The sequence below is a fragment of the Mucilaginibacter sp. P4_A11 genome, assembly GCF_056402535.1.
In genome coordinates this window covers 210,502-235,994 of record NZ_JBFUHE010000003.1, presented here as the reverse complement: position 1 = coordinate 235,994, position 25,493 = coordinate 210,502, and the positions used below count along the sequence as shown (strand labels likewise).

General features: G+C 45.2%; 22 protein-coding genes. 16 read left to right on the top strand and 6 right to left on the bottom strand.

Going from position 1 to position 25,493, the window contains the following annotated elements:
* Positions 1-79 precede the first annotated feature (79 nt).
* Positions 80-967, bottom strand: coding sequence for a DMT family transporter (locus AC1DUD_RS07985; RefSeq protein ID WP_477373363.1), 888 nt, complete (start codon positions 965-967; stop codon positions 80-82).
* Positions 968-1,495: a GNAT family N-acetyltransferase gene (locus AC1DUD_RS07980; protein WP_477373361.1), complete on the bottom strand. Its 528-nt coding sequence runs from the start codon at positions 1,493-1,495 to the stop codon at positions 968-970.
* A gap of 72 nt (positions 1,496-1,567) precedes the next feature.
* Between AC1DUD_RS07980 and AC1DUD_RS07975 the strand changes: the two genes are divergently transcribed.
* The 12 genes from AC1DUD_RS07975 to AC1DUD_RS07920 all read left to right on the top strand — a co-directional run bounded on the left by AC1DUD_RS07975 (position 1,568) and on the right by AC1DUD_RS07920 (position 15,191).
* The gene (locus AC1DUD_RS07975) at positions 1,568-2,431 is read left to right on the top strand and encodes a LysR family transcriptional regulator (protein WP_477373359.1); all 864 of its coding nucleotides are present in this window, start codon (positions 1,568-1,570) and stop codon (positions 2,429-2,431) included.
* A 388-nt stretch (positions 2,432-2,819) separates the two neighbouring features.
* Positions 2,820-3,170: a hypothetical protein gene (locus tag AC1DUD_RS07970; protein ID WP_477373357.1), complete on the top strand. Its 351-nt coding sequence runs from the start codon at positions 2,820-2,822 to the stop codon at positions 3,168-3,170.
* Positions 3,171-3,285: 115 nt separating this feature from the next.
* Complete coding sequence (locus AC1DUD_RS07965; protein WP_477373355.1) at positions 3,286-4,698, top strand: TolC family protein; 1,413 nt, start codon at positions 3,286-3,288, stop codon at positions 4,696-4,698.
* A gap of 4 nt (positions 4,699-4,702) precedes the next feature.
* Positions 4,703-7,879 (top strand): efflux RND transporter permease subunit, encoded by a 3,177-nt coding sequence (locus AC1DUD_RS07960; protein WP_477373353.1) that lies wholly within the window; start codon positions 4,703-4,705, stop codon positions 7,877-7,879.
* Positions 7,880-7,886: 7 nt separating this feature from the next.
* Complete coding sequence (locus AC1DUD_RS07955) at positions 7,887-8,972, top strand: efflux RND transporter periplasmic adaptor subunit (RefSeq protein WP_477373351.1); 1,086 nt, start codon at positions 7,887-7,889, stop codon at positions 8,970-8,972.
* A gap of 181 nt (positions 8,973-9,153) precedes the next feature.
* Positions 9,154-11,715, top strand: coding sequence for a M1 family aminopeptidase (locus AC1DUD_RS07950; protein WP_477373349.1), 2,562 nt, complete (start codon positions 9,154-9,156; stop codon positions 11,713-11,715).
* Between the two features lie 26 nt (positions 11,716-11,741).
* The gene (locus AC1DUD_RS07945) at positions 11,742-12,092 is read left to right on the top strand and encodes a hypothetical protein (RefSeq protein ID WP_477373347.1); all 351 of its coding nucleotides are present in this window, start codon (positions 11,742-11,744) and stop codon (positions 12,090-12,092) included.
* 105 nt (positions 12,093-12,197) lie between these two features.
* Positions 12,198-12,473 carry a hypothetical protein gene (locus tag AC1DUD_RS07940; protein WP_477373345.1) on the top strand — a complete coding sequence of 92 codons (276 nt, stop codon included), beginning with the start codon at positions 12,198-12,200 and terminating at the stop codon, positions 12,471-12,473.
* A 41-nt stretch (positions 12,474-12,514) separates the two neighbouring features.
* Positions 12,515-12,712 (top strand): hypothetical protein, encoded by a 198-nt coding sequence (locus AC1DUD_RS07935; RefSeq protein WP_477373343.1) that lies wholly within the window; start codon positions 12,515-12,517, stop codon positions 12,710-12,712.
* Positions 12,713-12,716: 4 nt separating this feature from the next.
* Positions 12,717-14,303, top strand: coding sequence for a Na+/H+ antiporter (locus tag AC1DUD_RS07930; RefSeq protein WP_477373341.1), 1,587 nt, complete (start codon positions 12,717-12,719; stop codon positions 14,301-14,303).
* A gap of 8 nt (positions 14,304-14,311) precedes the next feature.
* Complete coding sequence (locus AC1DUD_RS07925) at positions 14,312-14,653, top strand: hypothetical protein (RefSeq protein WP_477373340.1); 342 nt, start codon at positions 14,312-14,314, stop codon at positions 14,651-14,653.
* A gap of 70 nt (positions 14,654-14,723) precedes the next feature.
* A complete protein-coding gene (locus AC1DUD_RS07920; protein WP_477373338.1) occupies positions 14,724-15,191 on the top strand; it encodes a hypothetical protein in 468 nt (155 codons plus the stop codon).
* Positions 15,192-15,428: 237 nt separating this feature from the next.
* Here AC1DUD_RS07920 and AC1DUD_RS07915 read toward each other — a convergent pair whose 3' ends face one another.
* Genes AC1DUD_RS07915 through AC1DUD_RS07905 form a run of 3 tightly spaced genes read right to left on the bottom strand, consistent with a single transcriptional unit; the run spans position 15,429 to position 17,323 of the window.
* Complete coding sequence (locus AC1DUD_RS07915) at positions 15,429-15,833, bottom strand: DUF1634 domain-containing protein (protein WP_477373336.1); 405 nt, start codon at positions 15,831-15,833, stop codon at positions 15,429-15,431.
* 5 nt (positions 15,834-15,838) lie between these two features.
* Positions 15,839-16,672, bottom strand: coding sequence for a sulfite exporter TauE/SafE family protein (locus tag AC1DUD_RS07910; RefSeq protein ID WP_477373334.1), 834 nt, complete (start codon positions 16,670-16,672; stop codon positions 15,839-15,841).
* Between the two features lie 3 nt (positions 16,673-16,675).
* Positions 16,676-17,323: a FadR/GntR family transcriptional regulator gene (locus AC1DUD_RS07905; RefSeq protein ID WP_477373332.1), complete on the bottom strand. Its 648-nt coding sequence runs from the start codon at positions 17,321-17,323 to the stop codon at positions 16,676-16,678.
* A 274-nt stretch (positions 17,324-17,597) separates the two neighbouring features.
* Between AC1DUD_RS07905 and AC1DUD_RS07900 the strand changes: the two genes are divergently transcribed.
* The 4 genes from AC1DUD_RS07900 (at position 17,598) to AC1DUD_RS07885 (ending at position 23,035) form a co-directional block, all read left to right on the top strand.
* Positions 17,598-18,410 carry a helix-turn-helix transcriptional regulator gene (locus AC1DUD_RS07900; protein ID WP_477373330.1) on the top strand — a complete coding sequence of 271 codons (813 nt, stop codon included), beginning with the start codon at positions 17,598-17,600 and terminating at the stop codon, positions 18,408-18,410.
* Between the two features lie 62 nt (positions 18,411-18,472).
* Positions 18,473-19,063, top strand: coding sequence for a cysteine hydrolase family protein (locus tag AC1DUD_RS07895; RefSeq protein ID WP_477373327.1), 591 nt, complete (start codon positions 18,473-18,475; stop codon positions 19,061-19,063).
* Between the two features lie 225 nt (positions 19,064-19,288).
* Complete coding sequence (locus tag AC1DUD_RS07890) at positions 19,289-20,722, top strand: DUF3863 domain-containing protein (RefSeq protein WP_477373325.1); 1,434 nt, start codon at positions 19,289-19,291, stop codon at positions 20,720-20,722.
* A 327-nt stretch (positions 20,723-21,049) separates the two neighbouring features.
* The gene (locus tag AC1DUD_RS07885; RefSeq protein ID WP_477373323.1) at positions 21,050-23,035 is read left to right on the top strand and encodes an FUSC family protein; all 1,986 of its coding nucleotides are present in this window, start codon (positions 21,050-21,052) and stop codon (positions 23,033-23,035) included.
* A gap of 19 nt (positions 23,036-23,054) precedes the next feature.
* Here AC1DUD_RS07885 and AC1DUD_RS07880 read toward each other — a convergent pair whose 3' ends face one another.
* Positions 23,055-25,412 (bottom strand): alpha-L-rhamnosidase-related protein, encoded by a 2,358-nt coding sequence (locus tag AC1DUD_RS07880; protein WP_477373321.1) that lies wholly within the window; start codon positions 25,410-25,412, stop codon positions 23,055-23,057.
* Positions 25,413-25,493: the final 81 nt, after the last annotated feature.

The following is a 25,493-nucleotide window of genomic DNA, read 5'->3' as shown; positions in this document are numbered from 1 at the left end:
CAATAATAGACCGTGAGCAAAAACTAATCGACGTACGAGTAATATCAATCGAAGTAGTTATTAAGCCAAGTCCACCCCGTTAGCCGTTATCTCTTAGCGAAGTTAACCATCCGGGAGTTTTAAGTTCAGAGATGAGGGTAGCCGCCAGGATCAGGCTACCACCCAGCAGCAACCGCCAGGAGAGTTCCTCACCTAAAATAAAGAACGCAGCTATCGCGCCAAACACCGGCTCAAAAAGATAAATAATGGATACCCTTTCGGCACTGATGTAGCGTTGAGCGATGTTTGAAATGGTGTACATATATGCTGTCGAAAACAGTGAGCAGAATATGATACCTGTCCAAAATGAATTGCTTTCCGGCAGCCAGTTGGCCTGTTTGTCTGATAATGCAAGGCAACCGGTAATAGCCGCGCAGGTTGCGAACATAGGCACAATGGTGCTTACGATATTCCGGGATTTGGAGTGCTTCTCGACTTTGATCAGGTAAAAGGCGAAAGCAAAGGAACCGGCAATTGTGTATAGGTCCCCGATATTGATGGAGAGGTCTTTCTTGATTGAAATGACAAATAAACCCATCAGGGCAATTGAGGCGGCAATCCAGATCTTGACCGGGGCGACAGCCCTGTAAAAGATAATTTTCAGCAACGGAATGATGACAACACACATCCCGGCAACAAAAGCACATTGTGAAGCGGTGCTATATTTAATGCCTGACGTTTGTAAACAGATACCGGCAGTGAGTGGCAGGGCTAAGGATATTCCTGTTTTAAGAGCGTCCAAGGTGATAGCTTTGACATGCTTCCAGAATATGACAGACAGGATCAGGGTGGCAGCTAAAAAACGATAACATAAAAAAGTAGACGAGGAAGCTTGCCCGATAGCCAGCTTGGTTATAGAAAAAGATATGCCCCAAAAGGCAGTGCCTAATATCAGCAGGAAAAGGAAAACGTTTTTTTTACCCATCATTTAATTATTTATCAGATTTTTTTTCATCATCAGATCTGTTTGTTCATCGGTACCCAGCCTGAAGATATGCTTGTCAAATTCTACAAAGCCGTTTTTCTTATAGAAGCTTAATGCACGGTGGTTATTTTCCCATACCCCAAGCCATACATAGCTTGCGTTGATCTGTTCAGCAATTTGAATGGCCTTATCATATAACAGTTGTCCCACCTTTTTTCCATGAAAGGCCTGTAGTACGTAGATCCGCTCAATTTCAAGTGCCTGATCATCTTTGATCTCCGTTTGTGCCTCTCCTAAGTTTAGCTTCAGATAGCCAACAACCTCGCCCTCAACTATGGCAAAGTAAAATTGGGATGATTGGTTACCAAGTTCGGCAGATAATTTTTCGGAAGAAAAGCTCGTTGTAAGATAGTCGTTCATGTTTTCTTCGGAATTGAGCGCCGAAAAGCTTTCATGAAAGGTTTGTATACTGATTTGTTGAAGCTTAGCCAGGTCTTTTTCCGTTATCTGTTTAATCGTAAGGGTTTCCATGGAACAAATATATGGTTGTATTAAATGCTATAAAATGCTATTTTGTCATTCATTAATGCATATATTGCATTAATGGATTTACTGCAAATCAGATATTTTTTGGCCCTGGCAAAGGAATTGCATTTTTGGAATACCGCCGGGAAGATGAATATTACCCAATCGGCGCTAAGCCGCCATATTCAGGCTTTGGAAAGAGAGCTGGGCCTGCAATTATTTGAGCGCAATAAGCGTAATGTTAAACTAACTCCTGCAGGCATTTTCCTGAAAGAAAAGTGGGAAACGGAATTAAATAAACTTGAGTTTATTCATCAGTTTGCCCGGCAAATACACCTGGGCGAAAGCGGAACCATCAGAATTGCACATCCCGATTCAATTTCCGGTTCGATCATGCCGGAGATCATGGCCCGGATAGCTCAGGCATTGCCTAAGCTTCAGATAGAATTGGTGCAGTTAATGTACGAGAATCAACAGGAATTTCTCAGGAACTATAAAATTGACCTGATCATCACCAGGGACAATAATAATGCGCCGGGGATCCAATCGAAAAAAATTTATACCGATCATTTGTCGATTGTTGTTCCGGAGGATCATCCCTATCGATCTGTTGAAGATCTGTCGAAAGAAACATTAGAAGGGCAAAAGTTTATTTTACCTGTAAAAGACGAAGGCAGTAGCTATAGTGACATTATCCAGCGGTTGTTTAAGTCATTCGATTTAGTGCCCGATGTTTTTATGCATTCCGAATTTGGGTCGACCATAATTGCAATGGTAAAAAAGGGACTTGGCATCGCCATCCTGCCCGATTCATACATGTATCATGAAAGCCCCGGATTAAGATTTATCAGACTTCCCTTTCAAACCGATTTATATGTAAACTGGCGCGCAGATGACCACAACCCGGTGCTCTCTAATATTCTAAAATTGATTTTGGAGTAGAATATTTTTACCGAACCTAAAGGATCACTCTTCTTCAAGACTATAACGCGGGGTTACTCACTTAAAATAAAGACTTAATTGCGGAGTAGTGTATTCTATTTAAATGAAAACGTTTATTTTATTAACACTTCTTTTTTGCCACTAATTGCATACGTCTGCTTTTAAAATGTATACCAACCGATATGCTTTTCTTCAATAGTTAAGGCGGATGAAAAAAAAAGGCGTTAAACGATAGTATTTGCCTGTTCAACGAATCTCCACTCAAAAGCCTTCCCGGTGGCCTTATTTTAGCTTCATCAAATTTTAAGAGGAAAAACATTCGGGAGGAAATCCCTGAGCTATAAAATTCAGAATGAGTACAAATTTAGATTAGAAATTTGCAATCCAAATGAAAAAGTTACTGAACACCAGCCTTAAGCTTATTCTCATTACAGCCATCTTTATTGGTCTGCAGGGGAGGGTATTGGTACGGTATGCCGGGTTCTTTCAAAAGGGGAAAACGGAATTTTCCTCTTTCAAAGGTGCGCATGGCGTACAGATCCGGGCCGGCATCGTTCACTGTAAGTTACAATGTTATACGCAACATTTCGATGCGCTTGATATTCCACATGTTCCGTTTATAAACTTCCGGTTTCTGCCGTTTATTATAGCTGTAAGCCGGAGTATTCCATACCTGGAAAAGCTTGATCTGGCCGAACACGTCAGACTCCTGCCCTTAAGAGGGCCTCCCATTCAATAATTTCTCATCCTTCCTATTGGCCTTTACCTGCTTATTGCCGGGTAACGAGCGCAATTAGTCTGAAAACTTATTCATGGCTTATAAAGCCTATTGATCATATTTTAATAATTTTTTCATGAAAGCGTTTAACAAACTGCTCATGACCTGCATCTTATTTGCAGTTGGAGTACCTATAGCCAGCGCTCAGGGTAGTGACCCGGTATTAACGCTGCCCACAGCATTGCAAACTGCACTGGCCGGGCAGCAGCTTATCAAAGCTAAAACAAATTATGCCAATGCCTCTTCACAAGGGATAACATCCGCTAAAAGGGATGGCCTGCCTGATGTTACCCTTTCCGCACAACAGGCCTATGGCACAATTAACGGGCTAAACGGGCTTGCTTCCGGTATACCCGGCAACATAACCATTACATCCGGGCCGGTTTCGGGCTCACAAAACTGGAACGCCGCTTTCGCCGCTTTTTACTCATCAAACATTAACTGGAACCTCTTTTCATTCGGACTTCAAAAAGCGCATGTTGCTGATGCCCGTGGCACATACAACGTGGATGCGGCAGACCTTAAACAAACCACATTTGAGCTGCAAACCAAAGTAGCCGGAGCATATCTTAACCTGCTGGCTGCCCAGCGGCTGCATTATTCTATGAATGTGAATTTGTGGCGGGTATCACAGCTGAGGGATGTGATTTTGGCACGAACCCAAAACGGCCTTAATGCCGGTGTCGACAGCTCGATAGCTAATGCAGAATTAGCAAAAGCCCGCATAGCTGTAACTGATGCTATAACATTTGAGCAGGGCAAGGCCCGGGACCTGGCCATACAAATGGGCATTACCCATCAGGATTTTACTTTAGACAGCAGTTTTGTTTCCGCAATTCCAGCTCAGCTCCCTGCCAGGCCAGTTTATGATATCAGCGCTCACCCATTACTTGATTATTACAGCAAACGCGTGATGAGCAGCGATCTTACCGCTGCATATCTCTCAAAAACAAGGCTGCCTAAGGTTACCTTGTTTGGGGCTTTTCAGGAAAGGGGATCAGGATTTGGTACTGGTTACAGCGCAGGCAACCTGTCTGATTTCAGCGGTAGCTATCTGAATGGTATTGAGCCGGTAAGGGGCAATTACCTTGTTGGTATAGGCATTACATGGAATATTACCGATATGAGCCGGGTTAGTTCCCGGTTAAAAAGCCAGCGCTATTATACCGAAGGGTTAACCAATGAGTACCATTACCAGGAAACCAACCTGACCAATCAGCTTGAGGAAGCAAATAAACAACTGGTAAATACCCTGCAAAAATATAAAGAAACGCCTATCCAGCTAAAAGCTGCTAACGATGCCTATCAGCAAAAAAAGATGCTTTATACAAACGGGCTCGCCAATATTGTTGACGTAACCCAAACATTGTATAACCTTAACCGGGCCGAAACAGACCAGGACCTGGCAAGCAATTCGGTATGGCAATCCCTGCTTTATATAGCTGCTTCAACGGGCGATTTAACCCTTTTCTTAAACCAGATCAAATAAAGTCATGAACCTCATTTCAAGTTCTTTAAGAAAACCTATAACCGTTATGGTAGTGGTGATAGGCATTGTTTTGGCAGGTATCATCGCTGCAAAGAATATTAACATTGATATTTTCCCTAATCTTAATTTACCTACCATTTATGTTTCACAGCCCTACGGCGGAATGTCGCCGCAGCAAATGGAAGGTTTTGTATCCACCAATTACCAAAACCTTTACCTCTATGTGAGCGGTATCAAATCGGTAGAAACAAATAATATCCAGGGCCTGAGCCTTCTAAAACTGAGTTTTTATGACGGCACAAATATGGCCCAGGCCGCGGCTGAAGTAACCTCGCTCACCAACCGGGCGTTTGCAGAAATGCCGCCGGGTACACCGCCGCCTATTATTATCCGGTTTGATGCCTCTACCTTACCGGTAGGACAGTTAACCATTAGCAGCCCGAAACGCACCAATAATGAGCTCCAGGATCTGGCCAGCACCTATGTGCGCCCAAACTTTTCAAAAATTCCTGGTTTAACTTCGCCGCCGCCCATTGGGGGGAACGCTCGTACTGTTGTGATCCAAGTAAATCCTGACCTGATGCGCAGTCACAATTTAACACCCGACCAGATCACGGCAGCAGTAAAGGACAATAACCATATTTCGCCGGCGGGTACAATTAACATAGCTAACACATCATATTTAACGCCCTCAAATTCGGTGCTGCAGCATGTAAAAGACTTTGAGAATATTCCCCTTCAGTATCAAAACGGCGCAACATTATATTTAAAAGATGTAGCTACCGTTTTGGACGGTGCTGATATTACCAGTGGGTTCGCATATATCAACGGAAAACGATCTATTTATATCCCGGTAATTAAAAGTTCCAGTGCATCAACGTGGTCTGTGGTGCAGGATTTGAAGAAAGCGATACCAGCAATGCAAAGCCTGTTGCCGCCGGATGTAACCCTGAAGTTTGAGTTCGATGAATCCGTTTATGTAATTAACGCTGTGAAGAGCCTGATTAGCGAAGGCGTTACCGGCGCTATCTTGGCCGGATTAATGGTCCTGATTTTTTTGGGCGATAAGAGAAGTGCTTTTATAGTTGTTGTTAATATTCCGCTGTCGGTTATTATCGGCACGCTGGCCCTTAAACTTTTCGGACAAACACTAAATATTATGACCCTTAGCGGGTTGGCCCTTGCCATTGGTATTTTGGTTGATGAATCTACAGTTACCATTGAAAATATTCACAGGCATATGGAAATGGGTAAAGCCAAGGCCCGTGCTATTGCTGATGCCTGCGAGGAAATTGCTTTACCAAAACTATTGATCGTATTGTGTATCCTGGCTGTGTTTGTGCCTGCGTTTTTTATGACGGGCGTTCCGCAAGGCATGTTCTTGCCCTTATCAATGGCTGTTGGTTTCTCCATGATCGCTGCATTTTTATTGTCGCAAACCCTGGTACCGGTATTATCTAACTGGATTTTAAAAGTACCTGAACCAAAAACAGCCGCTGATTTAGAGAAAGAAAAAAATGGCCGGTTTGAGCATTTCAAATCAGGCTGTTTGAAAATCACTAACTGGATGATGAACCGCAGCAAAGTAAGTGTCATACTCTACGTTATTATATCGTTCGTTATAATCGGTTTTAGTGCAACCTGGATAGGCAAGGATATTTTGCCAAAGGTAAGCAGCGGCCAGTTCCAGCTTCGACTCCGTGCGCCTGAAGGAACCAGGCTCGAAGCCACCGAAAATTTAATGCTCAAAACACAGCAGGTATTATATAATACCGTTGGCAAAAACAATGTGGAGATCATATCGGCATTTGCCGGGCAGCATCCTTCATCTTTTCCAACATTGCCCATTATCTTGTTTATGAGCGCATCCAACGAAATTGTAATGCAGGTAAATCTTAGTCCCGATTACAAGGTAGATATTGAGGAAGTGAAGGAAAATCTTCGGAATGCGCTTCACCATGAAATGCCCGATGTTAAATTGTCTTTTGAGCCCATCGATCTGACCGATAAAATAATGAGCCAGGGCTCGTCAACCCCAATTGAGATAGCTGTAATGGGGAAAGACCTTACGGAGAGCGATCAGTATGCTGTTAAGTTGCAAGATCTGCTTAAACAGGTTCCGTTTTTAAGGGATGTTCAAATAAAAGAACAGCTGAAGAACCCCGCTATTCATATTAATATTGACCGGGACAAGGTAAAACAAATGGGCTTAACGATGACAGAAGTAACCAATAGTATTACTGAAGCTACATCCTCCAGTCGGTTTACCGAAAAAATGTTATGGCTGGATGAAAAAAGCGCCAACTCTTATGAGGTGCAGGTAGAAATCCCACAAACAGATATGGGCAGCCTTGATGATCTGGCGGGTGTGCCAATTTTTAAAGACAGGCCGAGGCCCGTATTGGGCGATGTGTGTACGTTTACCAACCAATCTATTGTAGGTGAATATGATCGTAAAGGGGCAACCAGGTTCCTTTCGGTTATTGCCAACGTTTATAAAAAGGACCTGGGTTCTGCCTCATCAGCGGTGAGCGCGGTATTAAAGCAGGCAGGCGCGCCACCCCGCGGCATAACCGTAGAAACACGGGGCCTTGCCAACTTACTGGATGAAACGCTGAGCAGCTTACAGTCGGGCCTGTTAATAACCATGGTTATCCTGGTGCTGATACTGGCAGCCAACTATCAGTCGTTCGGCCTTGGATTTACGGTTGTTACCACCATACCCACGGTTTTAGTTGGTTCACTGCTGATTTTGCTGGCAACAGGTTCAACACTTAACCTGCAATCATACATGGGTATCATCATGTCTGTAGGGGTATCGGTTTCTAACGGTATTTTGCTCGTAACCAATGCCGAGCAGATCAGGCTAACCGGTAAATCCGCCATGGAGTCGGCCCTTGAAGCCACGGAGCTTCGGTTAAGGCCTATTATGATGACTACCATTGCCATGATAGCCGGTATGATCCCTATGGCATCAGGCCTGGGAGAGGCCGGCGGACAAACAGCGCCGCTGGGCCGGGCTGTTATCGGCGGACTCATCGCCTCAACTTTTGTATCGCTGTTTATACTGCCGGTTATCTTTTATATGATCAGGCGGAAAGCAAGCACCAACGCGGTGTCTTTAGATCCCGACGATGTACACAGTGTTTTTTACGATAAACAATCACCAATAACTCAATAAAACAATCATGAAAACAAAATATGCATTTTTAGCTCTGTTAGCAGGCGGTTTACTGGCATCCTGCCAGAGCAAACAGGCACAAACTGTTACGCAGCCCGCACCTGCATTACAGGTGTTCGCTTTAACTCCGGGCACACTGAATACAACCATGAGCATTCCGGGCGAGTTACGTCCTTACCAAACTGTTGATATGTATGCCAAGGTTAACGGCTTTATAAAAACAATGACGGTTGATATAGGCAGTGAAGTTCACCGCGGTCAATTATTGATGACCCTTGAAGCGCCGGAAATGACGGCTGCTTTGAAACAGGCACAAGAAGACCTGCATACAAAAGAGGCCATTTACAGGGGCAGTAAGGCCAACTACGACAGGTTGTTAAAAACAAGCAAGATGCCGGGCACCATTTCGCCCAACGACCTGGATATGGCACACGCCAAGATGAGCTCTGATAGTTCTGCTTTGCTTGCCGCCAGATCAGCCTATCAGTTGTCAGCCGACCTAAGAAACTACCTCGAGGTTAGGGCTCCTTTTGATGGCGTTATCAGCTCGCGCAATGTTTACACCGGCGCCTATGTTGCCCCAACCGATAAAAATTCGGACAAGCCGATGCTGACACTTCAGGAACAAAAGAAACTACGATTAGTAGTAGCTGTGCCCGAGGCTGCCACCAGCTACTTTAAAGATAAAGACACCGTTCATTTTACAGTAAAAACTTTGCCGGGTAAACAGTTTGTAGCAGTAGTGAACCGCATGGCGGGCAGTATGAATGACGAACTCAGGTCGGAGCAAATGGAAATGGATATCCCTAACAATGACAAGATCTTATTACCCGGAATGTTTGCACAGGTAACCTTACAGCTAACAAACGATCAGAAAAATTTCATTGTACCACAAAGTGCTATCGCACAAAACTCGCAGCGTGTTTTCGTTATTCGGGTAGTTAATGGTAAAGCCCAGTGGGTGGATGTAAAAAGGGGCAGGGCAAATGCTGATAGCGTGGAAGTTTATGGAAACTTAACCATCGGCAATGAACTGCTCAGAAATGCAACGGATGAAATAAAAGAGGGGGTTCCGCTTAGGGTTTCACAATAGTTAGCCGCAAGGCTTGAGCCTTCATTGTTCACCGACAGGTCAAAGCATCGTTCAAGTGAAAACTGAACGGTGCTTTTACTATTCATCTCATCGAAAACGTAACAACATCTGACTAATGAACAAAAAATTATAGGCAAAGGATCGCAGCATTACCGGAATGGCTATATTAGTCCTGTCTGATATGAAAATCACTTTTGCCGCTATTTTACTCCTTGCACTGGAGTCATCATTTGCTTTTGCCCAACAGAAAAATATACCTGTCGAACCTGGCGTATCGCTGCAACTGGCAGAACACCGTAAATCAGTTATCAGTAACATTCAATATAGCCTGGACTTTCAGATCCCTGATCGCAAAAATGCCCCCATTAATGCTGCGGAGGTGATCAACTTCACGTTAAGGAAAGATGCGCAACCTTTGCAGATTGATTTTAAGCAGCAAGCTGATCATATAAAAAACATTGAAGTAAATGGCAATCCTGTATCCATCAACCTGCGACAGGAGCACTTACTTATTGCTGCCGAAACCCTTAAACAAGGTGCCAATCGCGTAGTTATAAATTTTATCCCAGGTGATGCCTCACTTAACCGCAACGATGAATTTTTATATACACTGTTTGTGCCAGATCATGCCCGCAAGGTATTTCCCTGTTTTGATCAACCCGATCTGAAAGCCAATTTTACGCTGGCGCTCACTGTCCCGGCAGGATGGAAGGTGCTGGGTAACGGCTCGAAAAAGGATTCGTTAGTAAGTGGACAGTATATCAAATACCACTTTACAGCCAGTGATAAATTGCCCACTTATCTGTTTTCATTCACTGCTGGCAAATACATTGCTGTAAGGGAAACTATTGGCGGTCGTAATGCTGAATTTCTTTATCGCGAGACAGATGAGAAAAAGATCAGATCAAGCGTTGATTCTGTATTTGAGGCGCACAAAAATGCTATCGCTTTTTTGGAGGACTGGACGCAGATCAAATACCCTTTTCAAAAGGTGGGTTTTGTGGCCATTCCGGATTTTCAGTTCGGCGGTATGGAGCATCCCGGCGAAGTGCAGTACGAGGCATCGGCCCTTTTCCTGGACGATGCTGCTACCAAAGATCAATATATCGCACGTATCAATCTTATCTCGCATGAAACCGCGCACATGTGGTTTGGCGATTTGGTGACCATGCGCTGGTTTAACGATGTATGGATGAAGGAAGTGTTTGCCAATTTTATGGCCGACAAGGTGACGGAAAAATTGATGGGCAAAGAAACCTTTAACCTCAAGTTTCTACGGGATCATTACCCTGCTGCCTATGGTATTGACCGTACAGCCGGTGCCAATTCAATCCGTCAGCAACTGGATAACCTGCAGGATGCCGGGTCGATGTATGGGAATATCATCTACCACAAGGCACCTATTATGATGCGTCAGCTCGAAACTCTGATAGGGCCTGCAAACTTCCAGGCCGGTGTGCACGAATACCTAAAGAAATATGCCTATCAGAATGCCACCTGGCCCGATCTGATAACCTGCTTGGGCCACCACACCCAGGCCAATCTAAACGCCTGGAACAATGTTTGGGTAAATGAAACAGGTCGCCCGGTAATTGTTGCGGATGTGCAGTATACAAATGGAAAGATCAGCAGTTTTACGTTGGCCCAACGCCCCGAAACCGGCGCTGCACGGATCTGGCCGCAGGCTTTTGAAGTGACACTGGTTTATGCAGATCATCAGGAAAGCATCCCGGTTAACCTGAATGAACAGACTGTGCAGCTTAGTACTGCTGTAGGTATGGCGAGGCCGCTTTACATTGTTTATAATTCTAACGGTTTGGGATACGGGCTATTTCCGCTTGATCATGATCTTTTGGCCGATCAGCTTTTTGCATTAAAAAGCCCGATACAACGAGCTTCTGTTTACATCAACGCCTATGAAAATATGCTGAATGGTCAGGGCTACGCTCCAGCTGAACTGATGAAATTGTTCGAAAAAGGCCTGGACCTGGAGAAAGAGGAAACCAACATACGAGTCCTTACAGGCTATATCAGCAGTATTTATTGGGAGTTTATTAGCCCGGCCGTACGTAATGCTAACACCGAAGTACTGGAGCAAACCCTTTGGAACGCCATGGAACAGCAATCGGCCCCAAACATTAAGAAAATTCTTTTCAGTACCTATCAAGGTATTTACCAGAGCAAGGCAGCTGCCCAACGCATCTACGACATTTGGAAAAGGCAAACCCCTCCCGAAGGTGTGAAACTAAACGAAGATGATTACACAGGCATGGCCTTTCAGATAGCCCTGAAAAGTGACACTGTAACGCAGGTGCTGAAGCAACAGGAAGAGCGGGTGAAAGATCCCAACCGTAAAAAGCGTATCGAGTTCCTGATGCCGGCACTATCAACAGATGTAAAAGAGCGCGCTGCTTTTTTCAATAGTTTGAAGGAACGCAAAAACCGGGAGAAGGAAGCCTGGGTGCTATCCGCGTTAAGTTATCTGCATCATCCGTTAAGGCAAAGCACTTCGGTAAAATATGTACCTGAAAGCCTGAACCTGCTGGAGGAGATCCGGGCTACGGGCGATATCTTTTTCCCGCAGTCGTTCATCAATGCCACGCTGGGCAATTATCAAACCAGTGAAGTTGCTGATATGGTAAGCGCATACATAAAGGGGCATCCTAACCTTAACCCTAAACTGAAAGGCAAGCTGCTGCAAGGTGCCGATAACCTAATGCGGGCGCAGAAGTTGGTGAAATGATCAGATATTCTGTTATATTTGTATATATGTCAAAGGGCTTGAAGCTATTTCTCGGAATATTAACTGTGTTTATCCTTTCAGGATCAACAGTTAGTTCTTATGCTGCCCCGGCCTCAACCACCCACTCATTTACCCTGAAAGCAGCGGCCTTAAAGGATGCAAGGCAATTAGCTGCAGAGCTTTCAGGTGAGGTATTACATACAGGGTTTAATTTTCAGCAACAACTGAATTATTCGCCGGATTTATATGTGGAGACTGTGACAATTCAACAGCCCGACCTCCAATATCCGGTACTTGCCAACACGCCCCAAATTTCATCTGTTTATAAGATTCTGTATCACAGGTTTCTCCTGTATCCTTTTCATGCCTTCTGGTAGTCGCCGAATATTTCCTGTTTATTAACGGTTATATTTCTGTAATAGACGATAATGTTGTTCAATCTTAATTTATTGACCAATTTATTATCGCATTAAACTGGCGTTATGAAAAGAAATTTGAAGAAAAAATTTCATGCACAAGTAGCGGTCATGCTGGAAAGAGAACTTCGGGAGGAAGCTGAGGTTTATTTCCAGGATATGATCATTAAAGTCAAGATGCCGTTAGCTGCAATCGAGTCCAGGCTGGGCGCGATCCTGCTGCGGATCCAGCGACTGGTAGAAAAATATTTTCCCGAAAGACAGGAGGATATTGCTTTGCTGATCAGGGATGGCGGCAGCCGCTACGAAAATGTTTTCAAGATCTGGAAGCCGGCGGCCTAGGGTCCTGAAAAACCGTATTTTATTACCTTAAAAAAACATCGATGAATAAACAACATTTAACGGCAGGAACGCTGCTGAATTATACCGGAAAACCGTTTGAAGGACTTGACCCGCAATCGCCCCAGGCCGAGTTTCTTGGCTATGACAGCAACGGCTGGACCGGGATCTGGATTAACTATAAAGGGGAGATCCGCTTCGTCTCTTTATCAGATGTTGAAATTGATCACACAATAATTTAATCCAATGATACAAGACCATTTGCTTGTTGTATTGGCATTGCTGTTCACAACATCTATGCTGGCCTTGCTCAGTAACAAACTAAACGTGTCATACCCGATACTGTTAGTTTTGGCTGGATTGGTGATCAGCTTTATACCCGGCGTTCCCGTTGTGAAGATGGATCCCAATATCATTTTTGCGGTGTTCCTGCCGCCGTTGTTGTATTCGGCGGCATGGAACACTTCCTGGGCCGAGTTCTGGCGGCTGCGCCGCCCGATAAGTCTACTGGCTTTCGGACTGGTTATCTTTACGGCTACGGCTATTGCGTTTTTTGCGCACTGGCTTATTCCGGATTGTTCATTGGCGCTCGGTTTTTTGCTGGGTGGTGTCATTTCACCTCCTGATGCTGTAGCGGCGGCGTCCGTATTTAAGGACCTGAAGGTGCCCAGCCGGATCGTTGCCATACTGGAAGGGGAGAGCCTGGTTAATGATGCATCGAGTCTTATCGTTTTTCGCTTTGCGCTTGTAGCTATCTTTACCGGGCAATTTACTTTTTGGCAAGCAACAGGCAGCTTCTTTTCTGTGGTTGTTATGGGTGTATTGATTGGCCTGGCTATAGCGCAAGTGGTTTATGCTATTCACCGGTTTTTGCCAACCACACCGAGTATTGATACCGCGCTAACGCTCATTGCTCCCTACCTGATGTACCTTTTAGCAGAGCATTTTCATTTTTCGGGCGTGCTGGCGGTTGTTAGTGGGGGACTATTCCTGTCCTTTCGTTCATCAGAAATTTTTTCTTATGACTCCCGCCTGCAAATACTTACGGTATGGAATGTGGCCATCTTTTTACTGAACGGAGTTGTATTTATCATGATAGGTCTGCAATTACCGGACATTATTCATGGCATTGAACATTACTCCCTGTCCGACTGTATTGTTTTCGCGGTCGCGATTAGTGTGCTGTCGATAATTGTCAGGCTGATCTGGGTTTTTCCATCAGCCTATTTGCCGCGTTTGTTTAGCCGCCGGATCGTAGAAAAAGAAGGCCCGCTTAGCTGGAAACCGGTGTTCGTAATAGGCTGGAGCGGTATGCGGGGCGTAGTTTCGCTCGCATCGGCGCTTGCCATTCCGCTGACGCTTGCAGATGGAACTGCTTTTCCGCACCGCAACCTGATCTTGTTTATCACTTTCGCGGTTATACTTTTTACGCTCGTACTTCAGGGCTTAAGTCTGCCGCTACTCTTGCGCGTGCTTAAACTGGAAGTTGTAGAAAATGATATCATCCAGGAACAACAGATCAGGCACCGCTTAGCCACGGCAGTCATCGCTTACCTTGATGATAATTGCAGCCGAGAGATTGAAGCCAAGCCGCTGTTTCGCCGGGTAAAAGAAAAATATGAACGCATGGCCGAGATAGCCGAAAAGCAATTGAACGGTGAAGATCAAATACCGGCTTTTATTCAAGATTACCGGCAGATGTTACTGGAGATCATTGAGATTAGGCGCGGTGAACTGAAAAAGATGCACCGGAATAAGGAGTTTGCTGATCACCTGATCCGCGCCAGGGAACGCGAACTTGATCTTGAAGAAGCGAGGACCCGGAAAAATTAATGTTTGAGATGTTTTACAGATTATTTAAACTGCTTACGGTAGCCAGCCTGTTGTTCTTTGCTTTTACTGCAAAGGCAGGCGGCCGTGCGGAAAAAACGCGCGTACCCGGGCAGACGGTAAGACAATACCTCCATGTTGAAATTGTTGCAGAGGAAACCTCCCTGGCTTCTGTTTTAATTAGCGAGGTACCGCTAACGCATTTTATAACACATCCGGCGTGTGTTGTAGACCAACCGGCGAATCTGTTCAACACTCCTGATGGTGCACTTATTCGTAGCATAGCCTTGCGCAATAGCCAAATGCCCCGCAAGATTCTGCTGATGCTATTTCCCTTCCATGGTTTTTGGTAATGTTACTAAGTTTTCTGCCCGAATTAACGAAGCATCCGGCTTCTTTTAAACTTATTTAGAAAATTTTAGTATGACTCATATTTTAGAAAACTCCCTGATAGCAGGAGGGTTGGTCGCGCTTTTTAGCGTGCCATTTTATATTATTACCAAACGCGCAAAACAGAAACAACTCACGTTGTTAAAAGATAGGTTATTGCACAAGGCAGCTGACCTTAGCCTTGATCTTACCAGGTATGAACCGGTTAGCAATAAGATCATTGGCTGGGCCAGGCCAAGTAAAATATTGCTGCTTGCCGATCTTGCACAATCTGAAGTGGCGGTATATAACCTGACGAAAGCTGTGAGAACTTACGTGTTGAAGACCATGAACGGCACTTCGGTACGTTCAATTTCCTTGCAGATAGCCGACGCACAAAACAGGGTGCTCGATAGTCTTCCCTTTTATCAGCAGTTTCAGGATAATGAAATGAAGCTGAAACAATTTGAAAAACAGGCGAAGGATTGGGAAACACTGCTCAATGCTTATTTAAGCAGGTAAAAAAAGTGGCTGATCAATCATGATCAGCCACTTTTTTTTTGACTTATTCAGATACTTAAGCGGTATATGGTTTTGCGCGACTCTACTAACAAAAGGGGGGGACAGGGTTAACATAATTCAGGGTTAACATTTGCATATATAATTAATAATCATATAGTTGAGTGTTTTTTATACGAAAAATGTGTTAACCCCCTTTTTATGATACAGCCTCATTTTTTTTACAAGTATAAGCCTGGTTTATACTTTCAGGCCACCGATGGTACTAAACAGCATCACACACAATACTATGGTGGTAATAACCACATAAAGGAGGTCTTTCTCCAAAACAAAGCCGATTAATGATAACGCGATCCGCAATACAGGTGTTGCAATCAGTACCATTACACCAAATTGTATAATTCCTTTGGCATTGAGCTGCATTACACCTGACAGAATACCGTCGAGGGTGGTGTAATTAGCGCTCTCACCTGCAAAATGATGATAAGATGGCATTGGAGAGGCGCCGTGCTGGAAAAGGAACAGTATGCCGCCAAGCAGCACAATACAACTGGCGGTTACCACGCCGGTCCGCAACAGGCGGCCAACTAACAGTTCAATATCTCGGTCGCCCAGGTTTTTGGTTTTATTATTTGTGTTCATCATTTTAATTAAAATTTGTGTTGAAACCCATTATACATCATTTCGACGGCGACAAAAACAATGGCTGTACAGAAAATATAGCGTAACACTTTTGGGTCGAGCCGTTTAAGTAATTTTGCACCGGTAAAGGCACCGCCTAATACACCCAGTACCACCGGGAAAGCTATGGCTGGGTCCATATAACCACGTTGCAGGTAAACCACCGCGCTTGCCGCAGCCGTAACACCGATCATAAAATTGCTGGTGGTTGTACTTACCTTAAAAGGGATATGCATGGTAGAGTCCATAGCAAGTACTTTAAGTGCGCCTGAACCGATACCTAAAAGGCCCGAAAGTACCCCGGCTACTGTCATAATTGAAAAACCTGCGCCTACATTTTTAAGCTTGTACTCAACGGGCCCCTCGGCTGTTGGATAACTGCCATTAAGCTTTAAAAATGCCGAAGTACGGCTTCCCTCGGCTAATGCTGCCTGGTTCTTCTTCCTGAGTGTCATGGCGGCCGAAAACAGCAGGATGCAGCCAAATAACACCGCGATGGTATTAGTAGGAGTATACACTGCCAGCAATGCGCCGATGACGGCCCCAACAGTAGTGGCAATTTCCAGAAACATCCCCAAACGGATATTGGTAATGCCTTCCTTTACATAGGCGCTGGCCGCTCCCGACGAATTGGCAATGGACGCAAGCAGGGCAGCACCGATAGCATAGCGGATATCTACATGGAAAACCAGTGTCAATAAAGGTATTACCACTACGCCGCCTCCAAGGCCGGTTAGCGAACCTACCAGGCCGGCCAGATAGGCGCCTGCCAGTAATATTAAAGTGAAAGTTAAGATGGTCATTGTTTAATAATTATTTTTTAAAATTTCTGTGGTGATCTGACGGGCGGTTTCTGCGTCGCCTTTTGCAATGGCGTTATAAAGTGCCTCATGTAGGTGGTGGCTCATTGCAAAATGGCTTATGCCTTGTTTTTCGCGTTTTTCAAAAAAATTACGAATGATTATACTGAAGCTGTGATACAGATCGGCTAAAACACTGTTTGAGGATGCTTTCGCGACGGCTGTATGAAAAGCTATATCGGCATCAATACAAACCAGACGCTCCTCTGCCATTATCGCGTCTTTACGTTGCTGCAGCCGCATTTCAATTTCCTGGAGGTTATCTTCCGACCGGTGCGTTGAAGCGAGGGTGACAATTTCCAGTTCCAGCATCCGGCGTACAGCATTGATCTCATCGAAAGCAGCGCGTTTCAATCGCTGATCAATTGTGTCCGAATCAGTAACGGCATTTACAAATGTCCCCGACCCTTGCTGTACCCGCAGGACGCCTGCATCTGCTAAGGATTTGATGGCTTCGCGTATGGTTGAACGGCCAACATCATATAATTCCATCAATTCAAATTCGGAAGGTATCTTATCGCCCTCTTTCCATTTACCGGCAAGGATATCGTTTTTGATAAGCCTGATAATTTTGTTGCTAAGTTTCTCTGCCATGATTGTGAATTAAAAACAATGCAAATATATGATGTTTATTTAAACATCTGATGTTTAAAAGAATTTCTTTGTAATTCTTATGTAATTAGATGCAACCCGGCTTCCATACACGCAAGGCTTTCAGCGAGCTTCAGTGTTTAAAGCTGCTTTTATCATCGATTTGTTACAATTGATCAAAAAGTTAAAAAGATACATTTCAACATGTAGCTTAGTGGAAATTTAATGGTTCAAGATGATACAAATTCCTAAAGACTTGCTTGATCATCACGCACATATGAGATTGCGGTTGTCTGATATGTACGGGATTATCATTGACAAGATACACCCTTTCAGGTGCGATGATACCCTGCAAACGGCACATTGCCTGGAAGTGATCTTAACGGGCAGCATTGATGTTAGGGCAGGAAGTTGCACCCAGCATTTAACGGGTGGGGATATTCAGTTCAGAAGGCGGGGTAATTACCAGTTGTTTCCTTCTGATGATTATACCAGTCTGCTTATTTTTATGGAAAACGAATTTGTGGAATACTTTCTGGAAAGCCATGTTCCGGAGTTCAGGCACGAGAGGCTTGGTGCAGACCTTCCGCCTTTTACCTTTAAAGTAACCGATTTTATAAAAGCGAATGTAGCTCAGATCATGCAACATATTTTGCATCCCCAGGATTATTCACGGTGCATTGTAAAGTTCGCAGCCCACCAAATGTTGTTACAGGTATTATCAAACGATAAATCAAAAACTTTCGTGTCGTTTCTGAAAGACCTGGTTAGCCAGAAAAGGGTTGACCTCGCTTACTTTATGGAGACTAACTTCAACCGCCAGCTTTCCATTTCTGATATGGCTAAGCTAACGGGCCGAAGCGTGAGTGCTTTTAAAAAGGAGTTCACAGATCGTTTTGATACTACTCCTGTAAAATGGCAAATGAACCGCAGGTTGGAGTATGCGGAATATCAATTGAAGCATTCTAATGACCCGGTATCACAGGTAGCCTACAGTAGCGGTTTTGAAAATATTTCGCATTTTTCCAAGGTTTACAAGCTAAAGTTTGGTGCCTCGCCCAAAAGTGCGCGTAATGAACCAGTATTATAAAAAACAAACAAATAAAGCTTCACAACAAAATTTCGGTATTTTCAAAGCTGCAATTTTGAGGTATGAAAACACTCCAAAATACCAACCCTGCATTATTATTGATAGATATACAACAGGGTTTTGATGATCTTTCTTATTGGGGCGGCGAACGCAATAATCCGGCCGCCGAAATAAATGCCCGTAAATTACTTGATCACTGGCGCTCAAACAATCTTCCGATATTCCACATTCAGCATTGTTCGGTTAACCCCAATTCGCTGCTTGCTGAAGGTAATCCGGGCAATGAACACAAAGAGATCGTAAAGCCCTTACCCGGCGAGCCGGTGATCAAAAAATCAGTAAACAGCTCCTTTATCGGTACCGATCTACAACAGCGACTGGATACTGCCGGTGTAGACACGGTGGTTATCGTGGGCCTTACCACCGAACATTGTGTATCTACCACAGCCCGGATGGCCGGTAATTTCGGATATAATACTTTTGTTGTTGCCGATGCCACTGCCGCCTTTAACAAAAAGGGGATCAATGGGGAGCAATACAGCGCAGAAACCATCCATTTAACCTCTCTCGCACAGCTGAACGAAGAGTTCGCTACCGTTTTAAATACCGAAGAGGTGCTGAATGCTTTAAAAAAAAGCGATAATTTTCTTTAGCCCGCTGATCAGGAAACTATCGGCAGCCTATTCACCGGTTTCGGAAGTGCTTGTTGTGATGAAGTGAGGAAAGGGCTGGTTCATAATCCAATACTTCTTTCCGCCTAATATAGCGCCGGACTGTAGCTGCGTTAGCCGTCACGATGAGGATTGTTTCTGCTTTTCGACCATGTCGCAGTTGTCGTTCCAAATAATCGTTAATTTAGAACCGACAATTTCTACCGAATGGAAAGAAGAACTTTTTTTAAGAACTCATTATTGGGTGGTGCTGCGGTATTGGCTAACCCTTTGATCGGAAAAGGTGATCCACTGGAATTCCTGGCCGGCAACAAATCTACAACCTTGATGGGCAATCGTTTTGTGACTTTTTGCATTATGATCCGTACTTCGCCCTGGGAAGTATCAAGGGATGTGAAACTGATTAACCGGGATGAAGGCTTTGCGCATACCCTTGAAGTAGTTCAGCGTTTAAGGGAAACCTTTGCAAAAAATGTGCCCGGAGGCCGTTTAACCTGGGGATTCACTTTAAATGCGCTTGAAGATAAACGGCAAAACTATGTCGACATCCGTAACTATGCAGCCGAATGTCAGCTCAGGTATGGTGATGAGGTTTCTTACTTTCCGGGGTATTTCCCGGCCATGTACCTGCCGAGGCAACGGGTAAACCAGGAGATGACCGAAGCGTTGCAGCGTATTACAGCAATGGTTGGCAAAGGCTACCGTCCTAAAAGCGTAATGGGAGGCTTTTTATCTGCCGATAACCTTGCCTATTTGGCCGAAAAGGAAGATATTCATGTGGCGCACGCCGTAATCTGGAGCCAGCATGAAACCGATGGCGGTGGTGCGGATGGCTCACCTTCTTACCCGTTTTATCCTTCGAAAGAACACTTTTGCAAGCCGGCTCAGGGCAAAGACTTTATAGATTGTGTGAACCTGGATGGCTGGAGCGTTGATTTTCTGTGTGCGCTTCAAAGCGGCAATGTGTGGGGTACTACGCCTTTTAACGGTGCGGCAAGCCGTCGAGGTGTTGGTCCGATAGAGAGCTATGGGGATTGGGGCCTGGATATAGGCCACTATTCTGTTATGCATACCCAGGCTATTCATTTTGACCGTGGTTTTGAACTAAACGGTTTCGGCTGGATCCCCAATATATGGGAAGCCGCATTGGTGAAAATAGCGGAACGTAAGAATTGGGACGATACCCTGGCATACCGGGCATTGGATAAATGGACAGGTGCCACCGTACAACGTTGGCCCGATGTTAAGTTCATTACTTTCGGCGAATATGGTGAGATCTGGCGCAGCCATTACCGGGACAACAGTCGATGGAATTACCGCTTTGAAGAAAAGGGGCTTGGTATCGGTAATTCCTGGGGTAATGAGGAGATCAAATGGTATATGAATAAAGAATTCAGACTGGCAACACTGCGTAACTGGCATAAAAATACACCCGAAATGGTGGTTGATTTTACGCGGTATGACCTGACGGCGAAGGAACCGGCCGATCCATCACCGGAGAAACCGGTAAAGGATTGGAGTTTAATGAATCGCATTAACCAGAAGGGGGTGAGGCCCCAGGATACCCCGGTTTTGTTGAGTGAACTGAAGAATGATGAGAAGGATATGATTTCAAGGTATTATCCGGAACTTTTTAAATAAAAAATAAGATGTGGGTTCAAATACTGTGTGTACACATCTTTTAACTAAAAGAAAATGTCATTTCGATAGAGCAGGGGCGGACTGAGGCGGCGGAGCGAAAGAGAAATCCTATACACCTTGTAGAGCCGTATGAACGGCTTAGAGCATGACGCATAAGATTTCTCCTTACCCCCAACCGCACAACCTCCGCAGGTTCGGTCGAAATGACAATCGATTTTATAGATTAATATTCATTGACAAGATGTGTACATGCAGTAAGCTGGCTAAGCGGAGGTTTAAAATTTAACCTACTTGCTTTTCGGCCTTGGTATTCTTTAAGTTTGCAGCGTGTTCAAGATTAAAGCCCCTCTGTTTCATTTCCGTTTAAACGAAAGCGTTGCCGATGCGTTGCGCAATACAGTGATCGTGCTGTTGCCGGTAGTGCTGCTTTATCAGCACTACCGGCAGGCGGGCATCGGTATAGGGGTAGGCGCGTTACTGATCAGCCTGACTGATCTGCCTGGAAACCGCCGCAACAAGGCAGTGACGGCATTACAAAGCTTCGCAATTTTTTTCCTGGTGTCGATGATCTTTTCTGCCAGTCTATCAGCACCTACAGCTGCCGGATTGGTATTGCTTATATTCACGTTTCTGCTTTCTATGACGGCAGCTTTAGGAGGCAGGTCCGCCACTGCAGGTACGATGGGGATCGTGCTGATGGTTTTTACCTTAGGTCTTCGGCCAAAAGATCCGTTGTTGTTCAGCGCTTTTATCGTTGCGGGTGGGGCCTGGTTTCATGCTGTAAGCCTGGTGCAGGTATTGATACTGCCATTCCGTTCGTTGTACCAGGCACTACGTGAGGCTTTATTTGCAACGGCCGATTTTCTGGATGCTAAGGCCGCCTGTTATGACCCGGCTGTATCACTGGAAGAGGCCTATCGGAAGACTATCGCCCTGCACCTGCGCGTTTCTGAAAAACAGGAACTGGTCAGACAATTATTACTCAGCGACCGCCCCAATGCACGGCATCAGCTCAATACGGCGATCAGGGTGATCGGTTTATACGAACAGGTGACTGCCATGCATTATGATTACGCAATTGTACGTGAACGGCTGGCAGAAACGGGTGTGTTACCGCTGACGGCTGAATTGATTATCTTGCTATCCGAAGAAACAAGACAGTTAAGCCGTATTGTGCCGGTGTCCAGACCACCGAAAATAGCGCTAAACGATGCCCGGTACAACCGGCTGACTGGTGAAATATCTGTAGTGGCAGGAAGGTTGGAGAAAGAAGATGCCGCTGTTATTAATGGCATCCTTGTCAATACGGCTGCAATTCGCAATTTGCTGGCCGAAATAGCCGCAGATGAACAGGCCGCAATAGAAGATCTATCTGAACCGGGCGCGTTTTTGCCAAATGATATAGGGTTCCCTTCAAAACTACGGGCTCATTTCAATCTCCGCTCGCCTGTGCTGCGTTTTTCGCTCCGGCTTACTTTATTATTTGCGGCAGGGTATCTTGCCACCTTGTTCTTTGCCCCGGATCAGTATGGTTACTGGCTGCTACTAACGATTGTGATTGTGGCGAGGCCCAAGCTGGCGCTGACCTGGCAGCGGAACCTGGAGCGCTTATCGGGCACTGCCGCAGGGGTATTGCTGGCCAGTCTGCTGCTTTTCCTGGTCAAGCCCGCTGCAGTTCTGCTGGTTATCGCAGCGGTAGGTTTGTTGTGTTTTTTCGCCTGGAACCGGTCGGCCTATGCCCGGAGTGTTACAGGGATCACGGTTTGCGTGGTCATTTGCCTGAGCCTTTACCATGGTCAGCCGGCTGCGATAATATCTGCGCGGCTTTGGTATTCGCTGGCAGGCTGCGTACTGGCTTTCGCAGGCATCTTTGTTTTTCCAGTCTGGATCAATACAGAGCTGGATGAGCTGGCGCACGCTGCGTTAGAAGGTAACCTGTTGTTCCTGGAAGCAGTAGCCGGAGAAGCGGCGCTGCAGGAAGTGCGCCTGGCCCGGAAGGAAGCGCACCTCCGTTTAGCGCGGTTATCAGAAGGTCTGAGGCATGCCCGGGTGGAGCCCGGAAAGGTCGATTTGCCAAGGCTTGAGCAGATCCAGGTATTAAATTATCGCATTAATGCAGTGATCATTTCATTGTTTTTAGCGGGTCGTAAGCCGGAACAGCAACAACTGGAGCGTACAGTAGGGTACATGCGCAATTTTATCAGGGGCGGGAAGCAGGTGCAGGATTTACCGAAGGCTTTGCATGAGCAGCAATTGCTGAAAGGTACGGCTTTGCTGGAAGCTTTATCACTCGAGTTGATAAAGTATGCCTGAGTAAACCCCTGCTGAAATTTTAAATCATAAATGAATTGCGGCCTCCTTTCAGCTTGTAGGTTTTAGTTTTCCAAACTAATATTCCTCTTGTTTTTTGCGGTAGGCTGATAGTTATTTTCCATTTGCTGTTTTCTAAAGTATAGGCTACCGAAACGTTCCCATCCGGGTGGGGAATTGTCCCGCCTATTTTGGATAGGTTTCCTAAATGCGGTTCAATCTTTATTTTAGTGAATCCTGGCGCATAACTATCTATCCCTAAAATAGTTCTGAAGAATTCTATGTTAGGACTGGCACCCCATGCATGACAGTCGGAGCGGGACGTGTTAACGTCCGAATATTCTGCCCATGTGGTAAGTCCCATGGCCATATTTTCCCGGTAGATCCCCAGCCAGTTCATATAGTCATTACCTAAACCAGCTTTTACCAGGGCCTGGTGTAAATAATATTTAAAATAAACGGAGCATTGGGTTAAGCTTTTATCGTTAAGTAGTTTTTTAGCCAGGGCAGGCATATTAGCACTGCTTACCATGCACGTAAGTATGGCCAGCGAATTTACATGCTGCGAATAACCGTTCCTTTCTTTTGTATCGGCATAAAGTTTTTTGGCGGGATCCCAGTACTTGCGCTGTATAGTAGACTTTAGCTGCGCAGCTTTTGCATTATAGATCTGCGTGTAATCCTTTAAGCCAATTTTGGATTCCATTTCCGCGGCCCACTGGTATGCCCAAAGCAGCTGCAGGTCATAAATGGCAGCGCTGCCATCCTTACCCTTAACTTCGCCCCACATATTACCTGCCCAGTCAACAAATGCCCAATAGGGGGTATCCTTTATTGAACCATCGGTCTGCTGATACTTGCTGAAAAAATCCAATACCCCGCGCACTCCGGGTAGCTTATTGCTGATAAAATCGTTGTCGCCCCGGTACATCCAGTAATCATGCAGCATGCCGATATACCATAACGAAAAAGGAGAGATGACCTGTGTGCCGTTTGATGGATAGCAACTGGCGGTTATGCCCTCGGGTAAGCGCGAATGATCCATTTGGTTGAGTGCATTACGCGCCAGCCGGTCATCGCTGGCGTTATAATAGCTTATTACAGCCTGGATCCTGGTATCGCCAATGTATTGAAGCTGTTCATAATATGGGCAATCCGTATAGGTTTCCCAGGCATTGAGCCTTGCGGTACGCCAACCGATATCCAGCATTTGCGTCATCTCGGCATTGTTTGTATTTATCACCGAGCTGCGTTTAAAAGGATAGGCGGTGAAAGTGCCGTACAGGTCATCTATTACCAACGGTTCATCTTTTGTTTTTACCAGGAGTTTGATATAGCGGTAAGTACGAAAGTTGAGTGTTGTGAAGGATTGACCTTTACTGCCATCGGCCATCAGGCTGTCAATCCGGCCTACAAACTCTTTCCCATCTACATCATCGCGGTTTCCTTTGTTAACGCCTTTAGTACCCTTTTCATACAATGACTCCGCATAGCCGAGGGAGATCCCTGCATCTTTGCCGCCACTGAAATTTAACGTGACAAAAGCATTTGTTTCAAAAGTTTGATCGAGCAGCAAAGATGCTGTCGTGTTTGCAGGGATGGTGAAAGAAGTTTTTGCCTCCGGGAAGCCTGCCGGTACATTTATGCCGGCTGCGCCACGTAACTTAAACAGGCGTTGGTACGTCATTTCTCTCGGAGGCAGTGTGGATGGCACCAATGCCCAGTTGATACCCCATGCCATTCCTTTGAGTTTTCCATCAGCTAATTTACTGGCTGATGGCCAGGCGCTGTCATCAAAGCCGGCAGTTGTCCAGTCGGCCTTAACAGCTTTGTTCATATCTACCAGTTCACCTTTGCTGGCGGCAAAAAAATAACCGGGAATTGGCTGATGCCCTGTGTCCTGGATCCCTTTCCAGCTGTCATTGGTGTTTAATATATCTTCGGTGGGAGAGCTGCCCTGTAAGATGAAGCCTGTGCGAACACTGATCTGCGCAGCCGGACTGTATTGTGCTTCATTCCATACCAACGCTGCCACCGTATTTTTTCCTGCAGAAAGGTAAGGGGCAAGGTCGACGGTTTCATAGTTCCAGTAATAGGTATCGCCGCGGGCAGGGCCTAATGATACCAGTGTGCCGTTAATATAAAGTTTGTACCTGTTATCGGCCGATATATGTACGACAAAAGCTTTAGGCCTGGCAGCTAAATTGATATTTTTTCGGAAGTAAAAAACACCATACGTTTTCCCGTTATCACCCTGCGCCGCTATCCATTGCGCATTCCATGGTCGTTGTGCTGTTGGTAAATCGGCAGTCTGTGCAGCGGCGGGTTTGGTGCAGGCTAATGCAGAAATGATCAGTAAGAGTATAAAATAAAATCGCATCGGTTTTTAATTGGTTAAGCAATATAAAAATAATATTCTATAAATCGATTTAGCAATTGCATGAAATCTTAGAAACTGTTT